Below are 15,471 nucleotides of genomic sequence, written 5' to 3'. Positions count from 1 at the left end.
AGCCTAAGATGACCAAAGGGTATTGGATCGCAAATAACCTTGTCCATGATAGCGAAGCTTACAAAGTATACCAGAAAGCTAATGCTGGCCCCCTGAAAGAATACGGCGGCAAGTTTTTGGTACGTGCAGGCAGACAAGTTTCTCCAGAAGGCGCAATGTTTCCGCGCAGTGTCGTCATTGAGTTTCCAAGCTATGCTGATCCTCCCCCTTTGAATCGGTCCGCCCCTATAGTTAGGAAACGGAGGATCAAACATGGGAATCAAACGTCACAAGCCGGAAGAGATTGTCACGAAGTTGCGGCAGGTTGAGGTATTGTGCGGTCAGGGAATGCCGCGCATCGATGCAATCCGTCAGGTGCAGATAACCGAACAGACATTCTATCGTTGGCGCAAGCAATACGGAGGCATGGGGACGGACCAACTGAAAGAGCTCAAACGTCTTCAGAAGGAGAATGACCGGTTGCGCAGAGCTGTGTCGGACCTAACGCTCGATAAGCTCATCCTGTCGGAAGCCGCACGGGGAAACTTCTGAGCCCCTCTCGTCGCAGGGCCTGTGTCGATCACATTCGCAGCTCAATGCGATTGTCTGAGCGACGGGTGTGCCGGGTCTTGGGTCAACACCGATCCACTCAGAGACGGTTGCCAGTGGGGCRTGCAGATGAGGCGCGTCTGGTGGCCGACATGATCGAGCTGACCCGCCAGTATGGACGCTACGGTTATCGCCGGATCGCCGCTCTGCTGAGGGATGCAGGTTGGCAGGTGAACGACAAGCGCGTCGAACGTCTGTGGCGACGAGAGGGGCTGAAGGTCCCAATGAAACAACCGAAGAAAGGACGGCTCTGGCTCAATGACGGGTCATGTGTTCGGCTCCGACCAGAGTATCGCAACCATGTCTGGTCATATGACTTCGTGCATCACAGGACAGATGACGGGAAGGCATTCCGGACCCTGAACATCCTCGACGAGCACAGCCGGGAATGTTTGGCGATCCGGGTGAAACGGAAGCTGAACTCGACCGAAGTCATCGACGCGCTGACAGACTTGTTTATCCTGCGCGGTGTTCCAGCTTACATACGATCCGACAATGGCCCGGAGTTCATTGCTGAGGCGGTAAGGAACTGGATTGCCGCCGTCGGTGCAAAGACCGCTTACATTGAGCCGGGATCGCCTTGGGAGAACGGATACTGCGAAAGCTTCAATGCCCGTCTCCGCGAGGAGCTGCTCAACGGCGAGGTCTTTTACTCGCTACGCGAAGCCCAAATCATCATCGAAAAATGGAGAAAACACTACAACACCAAACGACCCCACAGTGCACTGGGCTATCGCCCACCGGCACTGGAAACCATCATCCCGATGGAAACCACGCCAATCATGCACTAACATTCAAACTGGACCACTCAGGTGGGGCTGATCAGTGGGGATAGATGCCAGCGCCAGCGCCGTCAAGCAGCAGTGCGGGCCTGAAATAGATTGATGGCGGCCGGGATGCGCACACCATCGGGTGTTTCAAAACGGGCAAAACGTAGGGCGATTGCATCGGACAGTGCCTTGCGATCCTCACTGGAGCCTTCGTGATAGCGCAGCGCACTATCGGCAGGGCCGATGCTGCAACATAGATCCCCGACGTCCCTCAAATCGCCAGCAGGCGTCAGATGAAGATCGATTGTGTTTGCCTGAATGCTCACCAATCCTGCCGTTTCGAGGATCGCGGTGACCCTGTTGGTGTCCTCGAATGCAAAGGGTCCGGGTTGCGTGCGGTCCACTTTCGGCATCTCACCCAATAGTTCTGTCGCAGCACGTGCCGGTTCCATAAAGAACGGATTTTGCCGGGCAGGGCCCCACGCGGCAAAGGTCAGCGCGCTGTCCGGGGCAAGGGCCGCGCTCATGTTCGCAAATGCCGCCGCGCTGTCTTCAAAAAACATAACCCCGAACCGCGAGATCAAAGCATCGAACCTGTTCCGCTCAAAAGGCTCGGTTTGTGCATCCGTCAGCATCAGGTTTGTGTTGGGGTGGTTGGAGAGCCGGGCCTTGGCCAAATCCAACATGGTGTCAGCAATATCCAGGCCGGTAACGTGGCCCGTGTCCCCAACGATGTCCGCGGCTTGCGCAACGCTGGCTCCGGTTCCACAGCCGATATCAAAGACCCGCTGGCCGGTCTGAAGGTTTGCATGGGTCAGTACGAGGTCAAGAACCGGCTGCATCAGGTTGTCGAGTTCGCTTTGCAACGTGACCCAAGCCGGGCCTGCAGATTTGCTCCAGAACTCTTCCTGATCAGTGTTGTTCATGCCCGCCTGCGCCTTCGCCGCCCACCTGTTTCGTCACCGCCAGTGTTGAAGCTAACGGCAGGCAAATCAACGATTGAGTTGAGGATCGGGAAAGGCTCTACCGAATTGGGAATGGCCGAGGCGTTCACGAAATGCTCTTGAAAGCGGGGTTCGATCGCGGTTTCGATCTTGTGGATGCGGTGAACGGTCTGTTCGATTTCGCCCCGTGCATCGCGATTCAAAAGCGCAATGCGCGCACCAGTGCCTGCGGCATTGCCCGCCGATGTGACCTTATCCAGCGGAGCGTCGGGGATCATGCCAAGAACCATGGCGTGTTTAGGCGAAATATGCGCACCGAAAGCGCCAGCCAGTACCACGCGATCCACGTTGTCCACGCCAAATTTGTCCATCAGCAGCCGCGCACCTGAATAAAGGGCCGCTTTGGCCATCTGGATTGCGCGGATGTCGGGATTGGTGACTGAAATCAATGGTCCGCCGTTGGCGGTGCCGTCATGCAGCACGTAAGCATGCGTGCGCCCGTCCTTGATCGACCGTGGGCTGCCGGTTTGTTTGGCGCTGCCAATCAGGCCTGAGGCATCGAGCAATCCGGCAAGACGCATTTCCGCAATTGCCTCGATAATACCAGACCCGCAAATCCCGGTGATGCCAGATGCTGCGGCGGCCTCGGCAAAGCCGTCCTCGTCCGACCATACGTCCACACCGATGATCCTGAAGCGGGGTTCTTTGGTGGCCGGATCAATTTCGACCCGTTCAATCGCACCGGGTGCGGCGCGTTGGCCTGCGGTGATCTGCGCACCTTCAAAAGCGGGGCCTGTCGGAGATGAACAGGCCAACACCTTGTCTTTGTTGCCCAGCAAAATTTCGGCGTTGGTGCCCACGTCGACCACCAAAACTAGGTCTTCGGACTTGTCCGGCGCCTCGCTGAGCGCCACGGCGGCAGCATCTGCGCCCACGTGGCCTGCAATACAGGGCAACAGGTAAACGCGAGCAGACGGGTGAATATTGAGGTCGAGATCATCGGCCCGCAAGCGCATCGATCCTGATGTGGCCAGTGCAAACGGTGCCTGACCCAACTCAAACGGATCAATGCCAAGCAGCAGATGGTGCATGACCGGGTTACAAACAAAAACGGCATCGACGATCAGTTGCTTGTCTATACTGCCTTCGGTGGCGATTTGGGTGATCAGCGCTGTCATTCCTTCGCGCACGGCGCATGTCATTTCCTGCGCGCCGCCTGCGTTCATCATCCCATAGCTCACGCGGCTCATCAGATCTTCGCCAAAGCGAATTTGCGGGTTCATTATGCCGCTTGAAGCCACGACCTCGCCTGACAGCAAGTCGCACAGGTGGCCCGCAATCGTGGTCGATCCTAGATCAACAGCGAGCCCGTAGACAGTGCCGTCATAATAGCCCGGCCAGATATGCATGATGCGCGGCGCGTTTTCTCCGTCCCCAAGGTGGATGGCGACCGTGACTTTCCAGTCTCCCTTGCGCAGCACGGGTTGCAGGACGTGCAGGATGTGTAGGTCGGCGTGAACGTTCTCAATGCCCCATTCTGCCTCAAGCGCGCGGATAAGCCGTTCCAGATCGCCCGAGGGTTCGTGCATGTCTGGCTGTTCTACCTCGACATAAAACAGCTTGGTCGAGGGGTTGATGGTGATGTCACGGGCCTCGGCGCGTTTGCGCACGACCTGTTTGTGCACCTGGCTTTCTGGGGGCACGTCAATGACCACGTCGTGCTGCACAGTGGCCTGACATCCCAACCGGCGCCCTTCAATCAGGCCACGCTTTGATTTGTAGCGTTCCTCGACCGCGTTCCATTCTGAAAGCGCGTCAGCCGATACGGTCACCCCGTGCTTGGCGAACTCACCCACGCCTGGTGTGATCTGGCACTTTGAGCATATGCCACGCCCGCCACAGACCGAGTCTAGGTCGACCCCAAGCTGGCGCGCAGCCGTCAGGATTGGTGTGCCGACCGCAAAATGACCGCGCTTGCCTGAGGGGGTGAAAACAACAAGGGGATCGGTGCTCATAGAAGCCTCTGTTTGGTTGGTTGCTCAGAGCATAAGCACATGCGCAGAAAGGAAAAGCCGTGATGCGACCTGCACAAGCGTGGCCGCGTCATTATTCAGGTGGCGGCCGCGGCCAACCGGTCCTCTGAGGGGCAGGGGCTGAGCCCTTGTCACGCTGCATAGTGAACTGGCGTCACATTCCCCGCGCATGAAAGATGAATCCCAAGAGGTTCATCAAAACCTGAGCGGCCAGAATGGCAGTGCTGCCTGTTGGGTCATAGTCTGGCGCCACTTCAACCAGATCAATGCCGACAATGTCGTTTCGGCGCGCCACCTCTTGCAGCATCTCTAGAACGTCGTAATACAAAAACCCGCCGTGGCTGGGCGTGCCTGTGCCCGGTGCGATCGAGGGACAGAATGCGTCGATGTCGATCGTAATATACACCCGCGCGCCTTCGGGGATGTGCTCGATCACCGCGCGGGGACCCATGGCGCGTGCCTGGCGCACGGACAAGATGTCCGACCCCATCGCGCGCGCATCCTCATATCCTTCGCGCGCAGTCGAACTGACATTGCGGATGCCCACCTGGGTCAACCCGGTCACATAGTCCTGTTCTGCCGCGCGCCGCATTGGGTTGCCATGTCCGTGGCGTACACCGTGGCGTTCGTCCACGAAATCCAGATGCGCATCAATTTGAAGAACGTGTATGTCGCCCTGACCATCAAAAGCCCTGATGCAGGGGATGTTGATCGAATGGTCGCCACCGATGGTCACAGGCAAAGCCCCTGCGGCCAATGCGGCACGTACGCCCGTTTCGATGTTGCGGTGTGAGCCAACGGTGTCTGTGTGAATGATATCGGCATCCCCCATATCCACGATCCCGACGGTGTTGGGCAGATAGGTGGCGTCATCCTCGTGATCATAGGCTCCACCATGGCCAAAGCTAAACAGGGTTGAGGCTTCGCGCACCGCACGTGGCCCAAACCGTGCCCCTGATCGCCACTGTGTTCCGGCATCGAAAGGTGCGCCCAGAATGGCCACATCTGCATCAAGCTTATCCCAGTCTTCGACATAGGGCCGCTTTCCAAAGGTCGAAATGCCCACAAACGGCAGGTTCAAGCGGCCCGTGTCATAGCTGTTGGTCATTGGGTCGCGCTCCTCGCTCTGTGCAGTTGGCCCATGTTTGACGCAGGTGCCCGGGCAAGGAAAGACATCTTGATGCCGTTCCTTGCCAATCCACGGCATGCGCACAGGAAAACAGCGCTACAGCCCTTTCCATTCCCAAAGGGCCATGACATACGAAATCGTCAAACGAACCCTCCCCAAGGAGACCCCCATGGAGATTCGCGAGGCGCTTACCTTTGATGATGTTCTGCTTGTGCCAGCCGCTTCCAGCGTGCTGCCAGCGACTGCGGATACCCGTACGCAGGTGACCCGGGCCATAGCCCTGAACATCCCTCTGCTCAGTTCAGCGATGGACACGGTGACCGAGGGGCGGATGGCCATTGCCATGGCCCAGGCCGGCGGCATGGGCGTTGTGCACCGGAACCTTGATGTCGAGGCGCAATCTCGAGAAGTCCGCCGCGTCAAAAGGTTCGAAAGTGGGATCGTCTACAACCCAATCACACTCACACCTGATCAGACGTTGGCCGATGCCAAGGCGTTGCAGGACCGTTACCGTGTCACTGGCTTCCCGGTTGTTGATGAAAAGGGCCGCGTGCTGGGGATCGTGACCAACCGCGATATGCGCTTTGCCAGCGATGACGCGACACCTGTTTCGGTCATGATGTCTTCGGACAATCTGGCCATCTTGCACGAACCTGCCGACCGCGACGAGGCCATCAGCCTGATGAAATCCCGACGGATTGAAAAGCTGTTGGTCACTGATGGCGAGGGCAAGCTGACAGGCCTGTTGACCCTGAAAGATACCGAACAGGCCGTGCTGAACCCAACTGCTTGCAAAGACTCGTTGGGACGTTTGCGCGTGGCGGCGGCCTCGACCGTCGGCGATGCTGGTTTTGAGCGGGCTGAGGCGCTTGTCGATGCCGGTGTAGATATGATTGTGATCGACACAGCACACGGGCACTCCGAAGGAGTTGCCGCCGCTGTACGCCGTGCGAAATCGCTGTCTAACGAAGTGCAAATCGTGGCTGGGAACGTGGCCACAGGTGCTGCGACCCGTGCGCTGATTGATGCTGGCGCGGATGCGATCAAGGTCGGTATCGGTCCGGGCTCCATTTGCACCACCCGCATGGTCGCAGGCGTGGGTGTGCCGCAGTTGACGGCGATCATGGACTGTGCTGCCGCCGCTGGTGATGTGCCAGTGATTGCAGATGGCGGCATCAAGTTCTCTGGCGACTTTGCAAAGGCAATTGCGGCGGGCGCATCGTGCGCGATGGTCGGTTCCATGATTGCAGGCACTGACGAATCTCCGGGCGAGGTGATCCTGTATCAAGGCCGCAGCTTCAAATCCTATCGTGGAATGGGCAGCCTTGGTGCCATGGCGCGCGGCTCGGCGGATCGGTATTTCCAGAAAGATGCGGCCAGCGACAAACTGGTGCCAGAAGGGATCGAGGGGCAAGTCCCCTATAAAGGTTCTGCCGGAACGGTCATTCACCAGCTTGTCGGCGGATTGCGCGCAGCTATGGGGTACACTGGATGTGCAACTGTCGATGAAATGCGCAAGAACTGCGATTTTGTGAAGATCACCGGGGCAGGCCTTAAGGAAAGCCATGTGCACGATGTTCAGATCACACGGGAATCGCCCAACTATCGTATAATGTGAGATATCAATATGTTGCGCGCGGTAATTGATGTGAGTATCAGACTATGACACCGGGCGCTCGTATCGCGGCAGCGATTGAAATTCTCGACAGCATCCAAGGTGGTCAGCCAGCCGAACAAGCGCTGACCCGTTGGGCCCGTAGCAGCCGTTTTGCTGGTTCCGGGGACCGTGCTGCCATTCGCGACCATGTCTTTGACGTTTTGCGCAACCGATGCAGCGATGCCTGTCGGGGGGGCGGTGAAACGGGCCGTTCGCTCATGATTGGACGTGTGCGGGCCGAGGGCACGGACATGACAGAGTTGTTTAACGGTGTCGGCCATGCGCCCGAGCCACTGAGTGCAGCAGAGCAGTCTGTGGGTGAACCCCCGCAGGCGAAAGAAGACACGTGGAATGTGCCAAATTGGCTGGCCGACGCCTTCACTCAAAGTCTTGGAGAACGGGCCGAAGCCACAGCCCAAGCGCTTACACTGCGGGCACCTGTGACCTTGCGCGTGAACACCAGCAAGACGAACCTCTCGGACGCGCGAGCCAGATTGTTGGACGAAGGCATCGAAACCAAGGAAAACTCGCGTGCAGAGACGGCCTTGACCATCACGAAGGGGCCGCGTCGCCTGCGCAATTCGTCTAGCTACCTCAATGGTTTGGTCGAGTTGCAAGATGGTTCCAGTCAGGCGGCGATCGCGGGTGTACAGGGTACAGGTACAGCGCTTGATTTTTGTGCGGGTGGCGGTGGCAAGGCCCTGGCGCTCGCGGCATCTGGTTGGCGCGTCACGGCTCATGATATGGATGCAAACCGGATGGGCGATATTCCGGCCCGTGCGTTAAGGGGGGGGCACGAGGTTGCTATATGCCCGCCGGAGGACATTGGGCGGGCAGGCGCGTTCGATCTCGTCTTTTGCGATGCTCCGTGTTCCGGGTCAGGGACATGGCGGCGTGCACCCGAAGCCAAATGGACGCTTACCCCGGCAAAGTTGCAAGACTTGATCAAGATGCAGGCTCAGGTTCTGGATGCGGCCCAAGATCACGTGGCTCCAAATGGGCAGATGGTCTATGCGACCTGCTCTGTTTTGAACGAAGAGAACGAAGGCCAGATCGACGCTTTTCTTGCACGCTGTCCCGATTGGCAGGTGACGCACATGCAGCGATGGGATGTTGATGAATGGGGTGATGGATTTTTTGTGGCGCATCTGGCGCGGCACTAAGCCAGCACATCTCGGACACTCAACCTAAAGTTTAGCGACATTTCTTGAAGTTGTGCTACAGATAGTGCTGGAGCACGTCAAATTTCCGCGTGGTTTAAGAGCTAGTTAACCGTTTTCGCTGCAAAACGGTGGGAACGAATCGACAAGGAAGAAGAGGTGTTCGGTGACTGACAGCGCGCTTTCCCAGAGCAGGCTTTCGCAGGTTGCGCGGGACGGATCACATCGCACACTCGCCGTGTTTGGGGGCTCTGTCTCGTTTGGCATCATGGCGTATTTTGCTCCTGAACCGCTTGTTCAATTGGGGTTGGCGGCGGCAGCGGCTGCGTTGATGGGCCTTGCTGGTGCAATCACCTTGTCTGCAAGAAGCACGCGTTTGCGCACCGACATGGCAATCGCAGCCATTGCCAGTTTTATCGAGAAAGATGGCTCTCCGAGTTTCGTGTGTACGTCTGATGGCGAGGTGATCCGGGCCAACGGCGCGGCGCGCCAGATGTTTTCGACGCGGCGCGGTGAAACGCTGGCAGGAACGCTTCGCAATACGTTTGCCAACCCCGGTGGCATCATTTTCAGGCTGAAAACAGCAGCCCAAACTGACAATGGGGCCGCGCGCGAAGATATTGTGACTCGCAAAGGCTATATGCGATTGGCGGTGCACGTTCTGGAGGCTGATCAATTGCTTTGGCGTCTGGAAACAGTCGCAGAGGCCGGGCAGGGGCGCGGTTCTGATGGGCCCAGTCTGCCCATGATGATGACGGGTCGAAGTGGTGCCGTCCTGTATATGAACGAAGGTGCACGCAATTTAATTGGCGGGCGATCCAAGTCTCTGGACGCTATTTTTGATTCATTGCCAGTCCGCTTTGGCAGTGTGAACCAGATCACAACGACAGAGGGCCATATGAACGTCCTTGTGACACATGTGGACGCGGGTGCCGGCCGGACCGCGATTTACCTGTTGCCGCCCGGCGAAGAAGTGACGCCGAATGCATCGGCGTCATGGTCGTCTTTTGAGGATCTTCCTGTGCCAATGGTGCGGTTTTCGCCCGAAGGCGACGTTTGTAAATTCAATCGCAAAGCCGCTGATCTCATCGGTACTGACCTCGCCGACGGCGTACACATCTCCAAACTGATGGAAGGTTTGGGCCGTCCGATCACCGACTGGTTGGGCGAAACGGTGTCTGGGCGTGCGGTGCAGCAGTCCGAGTTCTTGCGGTTGAAACGCACTGACAAGGAAATGTTCGTTCAAGTGGCGCTCAGTCGCATGACCGATGAGGACGAGACATCAGTTGTCGCCGTGCTCGCTGACGCAACTGAACTCAAAACGCTGGAAGCACAATTTGTGCAAAGCCAAAAGATGCAGGCGATTGGGCAATTGGCGGGAGGTGTCGCACATGATTTTAACAACCTGCTAACAGCGATTTCCGGGCATTGTGACCTTTTGCTACTGCGCCATGATCAGGGCGATCCGGATTACAGTGATCTGGTTCAAATCAATCAGAACGCCAACCGGGCCGCCGCACTGGTCGGTCAGCTTCTTGCCTTTTCGCGCAAGCAGACTTTGCGCCCGGAAGAACTGGATTTGCGCGACACCATGTCCGATCTGACCCACCTGTTGAACCGCTTGGTGGGCGAACGGGTGCGGCTGTCTCTTTCCCATGACCCTGTTCTGAAACCCATTCGCGCCGACAAACGTCAACTGGAACAGGTGCTGATGAACCTTGTGGTCAATGCACGTGACGCGATGCCCGACGGTGGCGAGATCCAAATCGAAACCGAATGCATCACGTTGAAGGAACCGCTTGAAAGAGACCGCGTCAGCGTGCCAGTCGGCGATTACGTCTGCCTGCGCGTGATCGACTCAGGGATGGGCATACCTGCGGATAAGCAGCAGAAGGTTTTTGAACCGTTTTATACAACCAAACGCACGGGTGAGGGCACTGGTCTGGGCCTGTCGACGGCATATGGGATCGTCAAGCAGACGGGCGGATTTATCTTTGTGGATAGCGATCTGTCACAGGGAACGTGTTTTTCGATCATGTTCCTAGTGATCGAACAAATGACACCTGCGCCCGCCAAATCGACCAAGATCGATGTCAAAATGGAACCAAAGCATGGGGATGGTGTAATTCTGCTGGTTGAAGATGAAGCGCCAGTGCGGGCCTTTGCCAGTCGGGCGTTGCGTTTGCGCGGGTACACTGTGCTCGAAGCGGAATCTGCCGAAGCTGCCCTCAAGACCCTTGAAGATGAAAACCTGAGTGTCGATCTGTTTGTCACAGACGTTGTCATGCCCGGCAAAGACGGTCCGAGCTGGGTCAGGGAGGCCTTGAAAGAACGCCCTGAAGTGCGTGTGGTCTTTGTCTCTGGCTATGCCGAAGATCGGTTGAACAACCAACAAGACAGCATCCCGAACTCTGTTTTCCTGCCCAAACCGTTTTCGTTGAATGATCTTGCCGAGACCGTGCACAGACAATTGCATTAGCCGCGCATTATTTGGTCAATCATTCGGAATGCTCTCATAAAGAGCGAATTCCTCAGGGAACTTGCGCCTATATCGCAGCGCGACTTCATCGCTGAGTGTCACGGGGATGTCCGGGGACACGTTGCTGCGTTCAAGTTCGAAGTCGACTTCCAGCCGGGTTTTTAGGAACCGTTGCAGTCGCGGTTGATCTTCATATCGGAAAAGATGCGCAACACGGGTGCCGTTGGGCTGGCTTTCCAGGAACTTGAACTGGCTGCCAACATCCGCATAGCCAGGTTTCTTGCCTTTCATGTAGGCCAGAACAAAATCATCAAAGCTGATCCCATGTGTTGCATTGGCCTTGCCCTGCATGAATGGCCGTTGGCGATACCGCCACCAGCTTCCCAGCCAGCTGACCGGTTCGCGCATCACCGCCATAACCTCCAAGTCAACATCGCAGACTTTTGCAAACATTGGGCGCACAAAGCGGTTGTAGCGATAGACCGGCGCATGCTTTAGCATCGGCGGTTCCGAAATCACCAAGTCGGCATGATCTCGGAGCGCCGCCTCGTAGGCTGTTGTTCCGGTCTTGGGCACGGATAAAAAAGCCAATTTGGCCTTGTAAAATACCAGCAACTTCTGCGTCCTATCCGTTTTTCACCAATCAGGCGTTGGACGTAAACTACTCCTTAACCACTGGCGACAAAAGGTGGGCGCAGAGAATTTTATTGAAATGTTCCACTTTTGGTCCCATAAGGAACGCAAGGGGAACATCGAAGCAGCTGCGGCAGCGATTGCCGCCCCCGAGCGGGTATGACACAAGGGATAAACAACATGGCAACGGCAGACCTTTTGACAATGACAGACAAAAAATCGGCAGACAAACAAAAGGCGCTGGACAGTGCGCTTTCACAGATCGAGCGCCAGTTTGGCAAAGGCTCGATCATGAAGCTTGGCGACAAGGGCGCGGTGATGGACATCACGGCCAGCTCCACCGGATCGCTGGGGTTGGATATCGCGCTTGGAATTGGCGGGCTGCCCATGGGGCGGATCGTGGAAATCTATGGTCCTGAATCTTCGGGTAAAACCACTTTGACGCTGCATTGCGTCGCAGAACAACAAAAGTCCGGCGGTGTCTGTGCGTTCGTGGATGCTGAGCATGCGCTTGACCCGCAATACGCCAAAAAGCTGGGCGTGAACATTGATGAATTGCTCATCTCTCAACCCGACACAGGCGAGCAGGCGTTGGAAATCACCGACACGCTCGTCCGCTCGGGGGCCGTGAATATGGTGGTTGTCGATTCGGTCGCTGCACTCACGCCCAAATCAGAACTGGAAGGCGACATGGGCGACAGCAGCGTTGGTGTTCAAGCCCGCCTGATGAGCCAGGCCATGCGTAAATTGACAGGATCGATCAGCCGATCCAATTGCATGGTCATCTTCATCAACCAGATTCGGATGAAAATTGGTGTGATGTTCGGCTCCCCCGAAACCACGACTGGCGGGAACGCACTTAAATTCTATTCGTCCGTCCGTCTCGATATCCGCCGTATCGGCGCGCTCAAGGATCGCGACGAAGTGGTCGGCAATGCCACCCGCGTCAAAGTTGTCAAAAACAAAGTGGCGCCACCCTTCAAACAGGTCGAATTCGACATCATGTATGGCGAAGGCATTTCAAAGATGGGCGAACTGCTTGACCTTGGTGTCAAAGCGGGCGTCGTCGAAAAGTCGGGGTCCTGGTTTAGCTACGGTGACGAGCGCATTGGGCAGGGGCGTGAGAATGCCAAATCCTTCTTGAAGGACAACGACCGTATCGCGATCGACATCGAGGACAAAATCCGGGCTGCGCACGGGCTTGATTTCGACATGGCTGAGAACGAAAAAGCCGAAGACGACGATATCCTCGAAGCGTGACCATTTGGGCTCGGGGGCCGCTAAAACGCCTCCGGCTCGTCACACGTGACATGAAACTTCTTGCGACGGGGTGGTGCAACTGCACCACCCCGTTTCGTTTATGGACAGAGCGTGCGTGCAAGGATATGTGAGGGCGACCCTCCAGACGCCCAAGGTGCACGCAATGCCATCGCTTAACGAAATCCGCTCAACATTTCTGAATTACTTTGAAAAACAGGGACATGCGGTGGTGCCTTCCAGTCCACTGGTGCCGCGCAATGACCCGACCCTGATGTTTGTGAATTCGGGCATGGTCCAGTTCAAAAACCTGTTTACCGGTGTCGAAAAGCGCGATTACCAGCGCGCGACCAGTTCTCAAAAATGTGTGCGCGCCGGCGGCAAGCATAATGACCTCGACAACGTCGGTTACACTGCGCGCCACCACACCTTTTTTGAGATGCTGGGCAACTTCAGTTTTGGCGACTATTTCAAGGCTGAAGCAATCCCCTTTGCCTGGAACCTGATCACGAAAGAGTTTGGTGTCCCCAAAGACCGCCTGACCGTCACGGTGTATCATACTGATGATGAAGCCTATGACATTTGGAAAAAGCTTGGTGTGCCCGATGAGCGGATTATCCGCATCGCAACGTCGGACAATTTTTGGCAAATGGGCCCAACCGGTCCTTGCGGTCCTTGCACAGAGATTTTCTATGATCACGGCGACCACATTTGGGGTGGCCCTCCGGGTTCCCCCGAGGAAGACGGCGACCGGTTCATCGAAATCTGGAACATCGTTTTCATGCAAAACGAGCAGTTCGAAGATGGGTCGATGATCGATTTGGACATGCAGTCCATCGACACAGGCATGGGGCTAGAGCGCATTGGTGCACTGCTGCAGGGCAGTCATGACAACTATGACACTGACCTGTTCAAATCTCTGATCGAAGCGTCGGCAGATGTGACGGGCGTTGATCCGTATGGGGATCAGAACGTGCATCACCGGGTGATCGCGGATCACCTGCGCTCGACCTCGTTCTTGATTGCGGATGGGGTAATGCCCTCAAATGATGGGCGCGGCTATGTGCTGCGTCGCATCATGCGCCGCGCGATGCGCCATGCGCATCTGCTTGGGGCCAAGGACCCGGTGATGTACCGGTTGGTGCCCGCGCTGGTTCAACAGATGGGTGCAGCCTATCCAGAGTTGGGTCAGGCACAGCCTTTGATCACAGAGACGCTGGAGGCCGAAGAAGTCCGTTTCAAACAAACGCTGGAGCGCGGACTTAAGTTGCTTGAAGACGAGGTGAATGGATTGGACGAGGGCGCTGACCTGCCAGGCACCGCCGCGTTCAAGTTGTATGACACGTTTGGGTTCCCGCTGGATTTGACGCAGGACGCCTTGCGCGAGCAGGGGCGCGGCGTGGACACTGATGGCTTTGACGCGGCCATGGCCGAACAAAAGGCCAAGGCGCGCGCCGCATGGTCTGGGTCGGGTGAAGCAGCTGATGCCACCGTCTGGTTTGACGTGGCCGAGGCGCATGGTGCGACCGAATTCCTGGGCTATGACACTGAAACGGCAGAGGCCCAGATTGCGGCCGTGGTGTTGGGTGGTGCCGAAGTTCAAACCGCCAATGAAGGAAGCGAAGTCCAGATCGCACTCAACCAGACCCCGTTTTATGCCGAAAGCGGTGGGCAAGTGGGTGACAGGGGCGTGCTGCGCACTGAGAACGGCACTGTCGAGATTATGGATACCCGTAAGACTGCTGATGTTTTCATCCACATCGGTAAGGTCACAAAAGGTAGTGTTTCCAAGGGCGAAGCCGCGGTTCTTAAAGTTGAACATGCCCGACGTGCGGCCATCCGGGCGAACCATTCGGCCACACATTTGCTGCATGAAGCGTTGCGCGGCGCCTTGGGAGATCACGTGGCGCAGCGTGGCTCTCTTAATGCACCTGATCGTTTGCGCTTTGATTTTTCCCACGGCAAGGCCTTGGGTCCAGAAGAGCTTGCCCGGGTCGAAGCCGAGGTGAACAGCTACATTCGCCAAAATGCCGCTGTGGAAACCCGGATCATGACGCCGGACGACGCGCGTGCGCTTGGGGCGCAGGCGCTGTTTGGCGAGAAATACGGTGATGAAGTCCGTGTCGTTTCAATGGGCCGCCAAGACGGGTCCGGTAAGGGGACAGGCGGTGACACTTATTCGCTCGAACTGTGTGGCGGAACGCATGTGCGTCAAACCGGAGAGATCGGGACGTTCGTAACGCTCGGTGATAGTGCCTCAAGCGCAGGGGTGCGGCGGATAGAGGCGCTGACCGGGCAGGCGGCGATGGATTACCTGCGCAATCAGGACCAGTTGTTGGCCCAAGCGGCGCTGGAACTTAAGGCGCAGGCGCAGGACGTGCCTGCCCGGATCAAGGGCTTGTTGGACGAACGAAAGGCACTGGCCGGGGAAGTTGCGCAATTGCGCCGTGAATTGGCCATGTCGGGGGGCGGTCAGGCCGCGCCCGAGGCCGAAGATGTGAACGGAACCGCGTTCCTTGCGCAGGTATTGAATGGCGTGACAGGCAAGGACCTGCCCGCACTGATTGATGAACACAAATCGCGCGTTGGCAGCGGTGCCATCCTGTTGATTGCAGAAAGCGACGGCAAAGTGGCCGTGGCGGCGGGCGTGACGGATGACAAAACCGCTACTGTGAGCGCGGTTGATCTGGTGAAGGCTGCTGTTGCCGAACTGGGTGGTAAAGGCGGCGGTGGCCGCCCGGACATGGCGCAGGGTGGTGCCAAGGATATCAGCAATGCGGATGGCGCGATCGCCGCCGCCAAATCTGTTTTGGGAGGGTAA

General features: G+C 57.1%; 11 protein-coding genes. 7 read left to right on the top strand and 4 right to left on the bottom strand.

Features of this window, described 5'->3' with window-relative positions:
• Positions 1 to 8: 8 nt before the first annotated feature.
• Together DHN60_RS14525 and DHN60_RS14520 are read left to right on the top strand one after the other, a co-directional pair.
• Positions 9 to 308 (top strand): DUF1330 domain-containing protein, encoded by a 300-nt coding sequence (locus DHN60_RS14525; RefSeq protein WP_108838034.1) that lies wholly within the window; start codon positions 9 to 11, stop codon positions 306 to 308.
• A protein-coding gene (locus DHN60_RS14520) for an IS3 family transposase (protein ID WP_108838033.1) occupies positions 253 to 1,379 on the top strand; the annotation gives its coding sequence in 2 pieces (ribosomal slippage) (positions 253 to 517 and positions 517 to 1,379; 1,128 coding nt in all). The genes DHN60_RS14525 and DHN60_RS14520 overlap by 56 nt, the downstream gene beginning before the upstream one ends.
• Positions 1,380 to 1,441: 62 nt before the next feature.
• Here DHN60_RS14520 and DHN60_RS14515 read toward each other — a convergent pair.
• The 3 genes from DHN60_RS14515 to speB all read right to left on the bottom strand — a co-directional run bounded on the left by DHN60_RS14515 (position 1,442) and on the right by speB (position 5,443).
• Positions 1,442 to 2,284, bottom strand: a complete 843-nt coding sequence (locus DHN60_RS14515) for a class I SAM-dependent methyltransferase (protein WP_108838032.1) — start codon at positions 2,282 to 2,284, stop codon at positions 1,442 to 1,444.
• The gene (locus DHN60_RS14510) at positions 2,281 to 4,317 is read right to left on the bottom strand and encodes an ASKHA domain-containing protein (protein ID WP_108838031.1); all 2,037 of its coding nucleotides are present in this window, start codon (positions 4,315 to 4,317) and stop codon (positions 2,281 to 2,283) included. Before DHN60_RS14510 ends, DHN60_RS14515 begins: the two co-directional genes overlap by 4 nt.
• A gap of 172 nt (positions 4,318 to 4,489) precedes the next feature.
• The gene (gene speB, locus DHN60_RS14505) at positions 4,490 to 5,443 is read right to left on the bottom strand and encodes an agmatinase (protein WP_108838068.1); all 954 of its coding nucleotides are present in this window, start codon (positions 5,441 to 5,443) and stop codon (positions 4,490 to 4,492) included.
• 190 nt (positions 5,444 to 5,633) lie between these two features.
• Here speB and guaB point away from each other — a divergent pair, with 190 nt between their 5' ends.
• The 3 genes from guaB (at position 5,634) to DHN60_RS14490 (ending at position 10,760) form a co-directional block, all read left to right on the top strand.
• Positions 5,634 to 7,082, top strand: coding sequence for an IMP dehydrogenase (gene guaB / locus DHN60_RS14500; RefSeq protein ID WP_108838067.1), 1,449 nt, complete (start codon positions 5,634 to 5,636; stop codon positions 7,080 to 7,082).
• 44 nt (positions 7,083 to 7,126) lie between these two features.
• Positions 7,127 to 8,284: an RsmB/NOP family class I SAM-dependent RNA methyltransferase gene (locus DHN60_RS14495; RefSeq protein ID WP_108838030.1), complete on the top strand. Its 1,158-nt coding sequence runs from the start codon at positions 7,127 to 7,129 to the stop codon at positions 8,282 to 8,284.
• A 265-nt stretch (positions 8,285 to 8,549) separates the two neighbouring features.
• Positions 8,550 to 10,760, top strand: coding sequence for an ATP-binding protein (locus DHN60_RS14490; protein WP_108838029.1), 2,211 nt, complete (start codon positions 8,550 to 8,552; stop codon positions 10,758 to 10,760).
• A 15-nt stretch (positions 10,761 to 10,775) separates the two neighbouring features.
• On the opposite strand, the gene DHN60_RS14485 is transcribed toward DHN60_RS14490, so the two are convergent.
• A complete protein-coding gene (locus DHN60_RS14485) occupies positions 10,776 to 11,375 on the bottom strand; it encodes a gamma-glutamyl kinase (RefSeq protein ID WP_108838028.1) in 600 nt (199 codons plus the stop codon).
• Between the two features lie 198 nt (positions 11,376 to 11,573).
• Between DHN60_RS14485 and recA the strand changes: the two genes are divergently transcribed.
• Complete coding sequence (recA, locus tag DHN60_RS14480) at positions 11,574 to 12,653, top strand: recombinase RecA (RefSeq protein WP_108838066.1); 1,080 nt, start codon at positions 11,574 to 11,576, stop codon at positions 12,651 to 12,653.
• A 163-nt stretch (positions 12,654 to 12,816) separates the two neighbouring features.
• The gene (gene alaS / locus DHN60_RS14475) at positions 12,817 to 15,471 is read left to right on the top strand and encodes an alanine--tRNA ligase (RefSeq protein ID WP_108838027.1); all 2,655 of its coding nucleotides are present in this window, start codon (positions 12,817 to 12,819) and stop codon (positions 15,469 to 15,471) included.

Source organism: Tateyamaria sp. Alg231-49 (assembly GCF_900143535.1).
Lineage (GTDB): Bacteria > Pseudomonadota > Alphaproteobacteria > Rhodobacterales > Rhodobacteraceae > Tateyamaria.
Note: the sequence above shows the minus strand (reverse complement) of the source record. Positions and strands in the feature narration are given on the sequence as shown.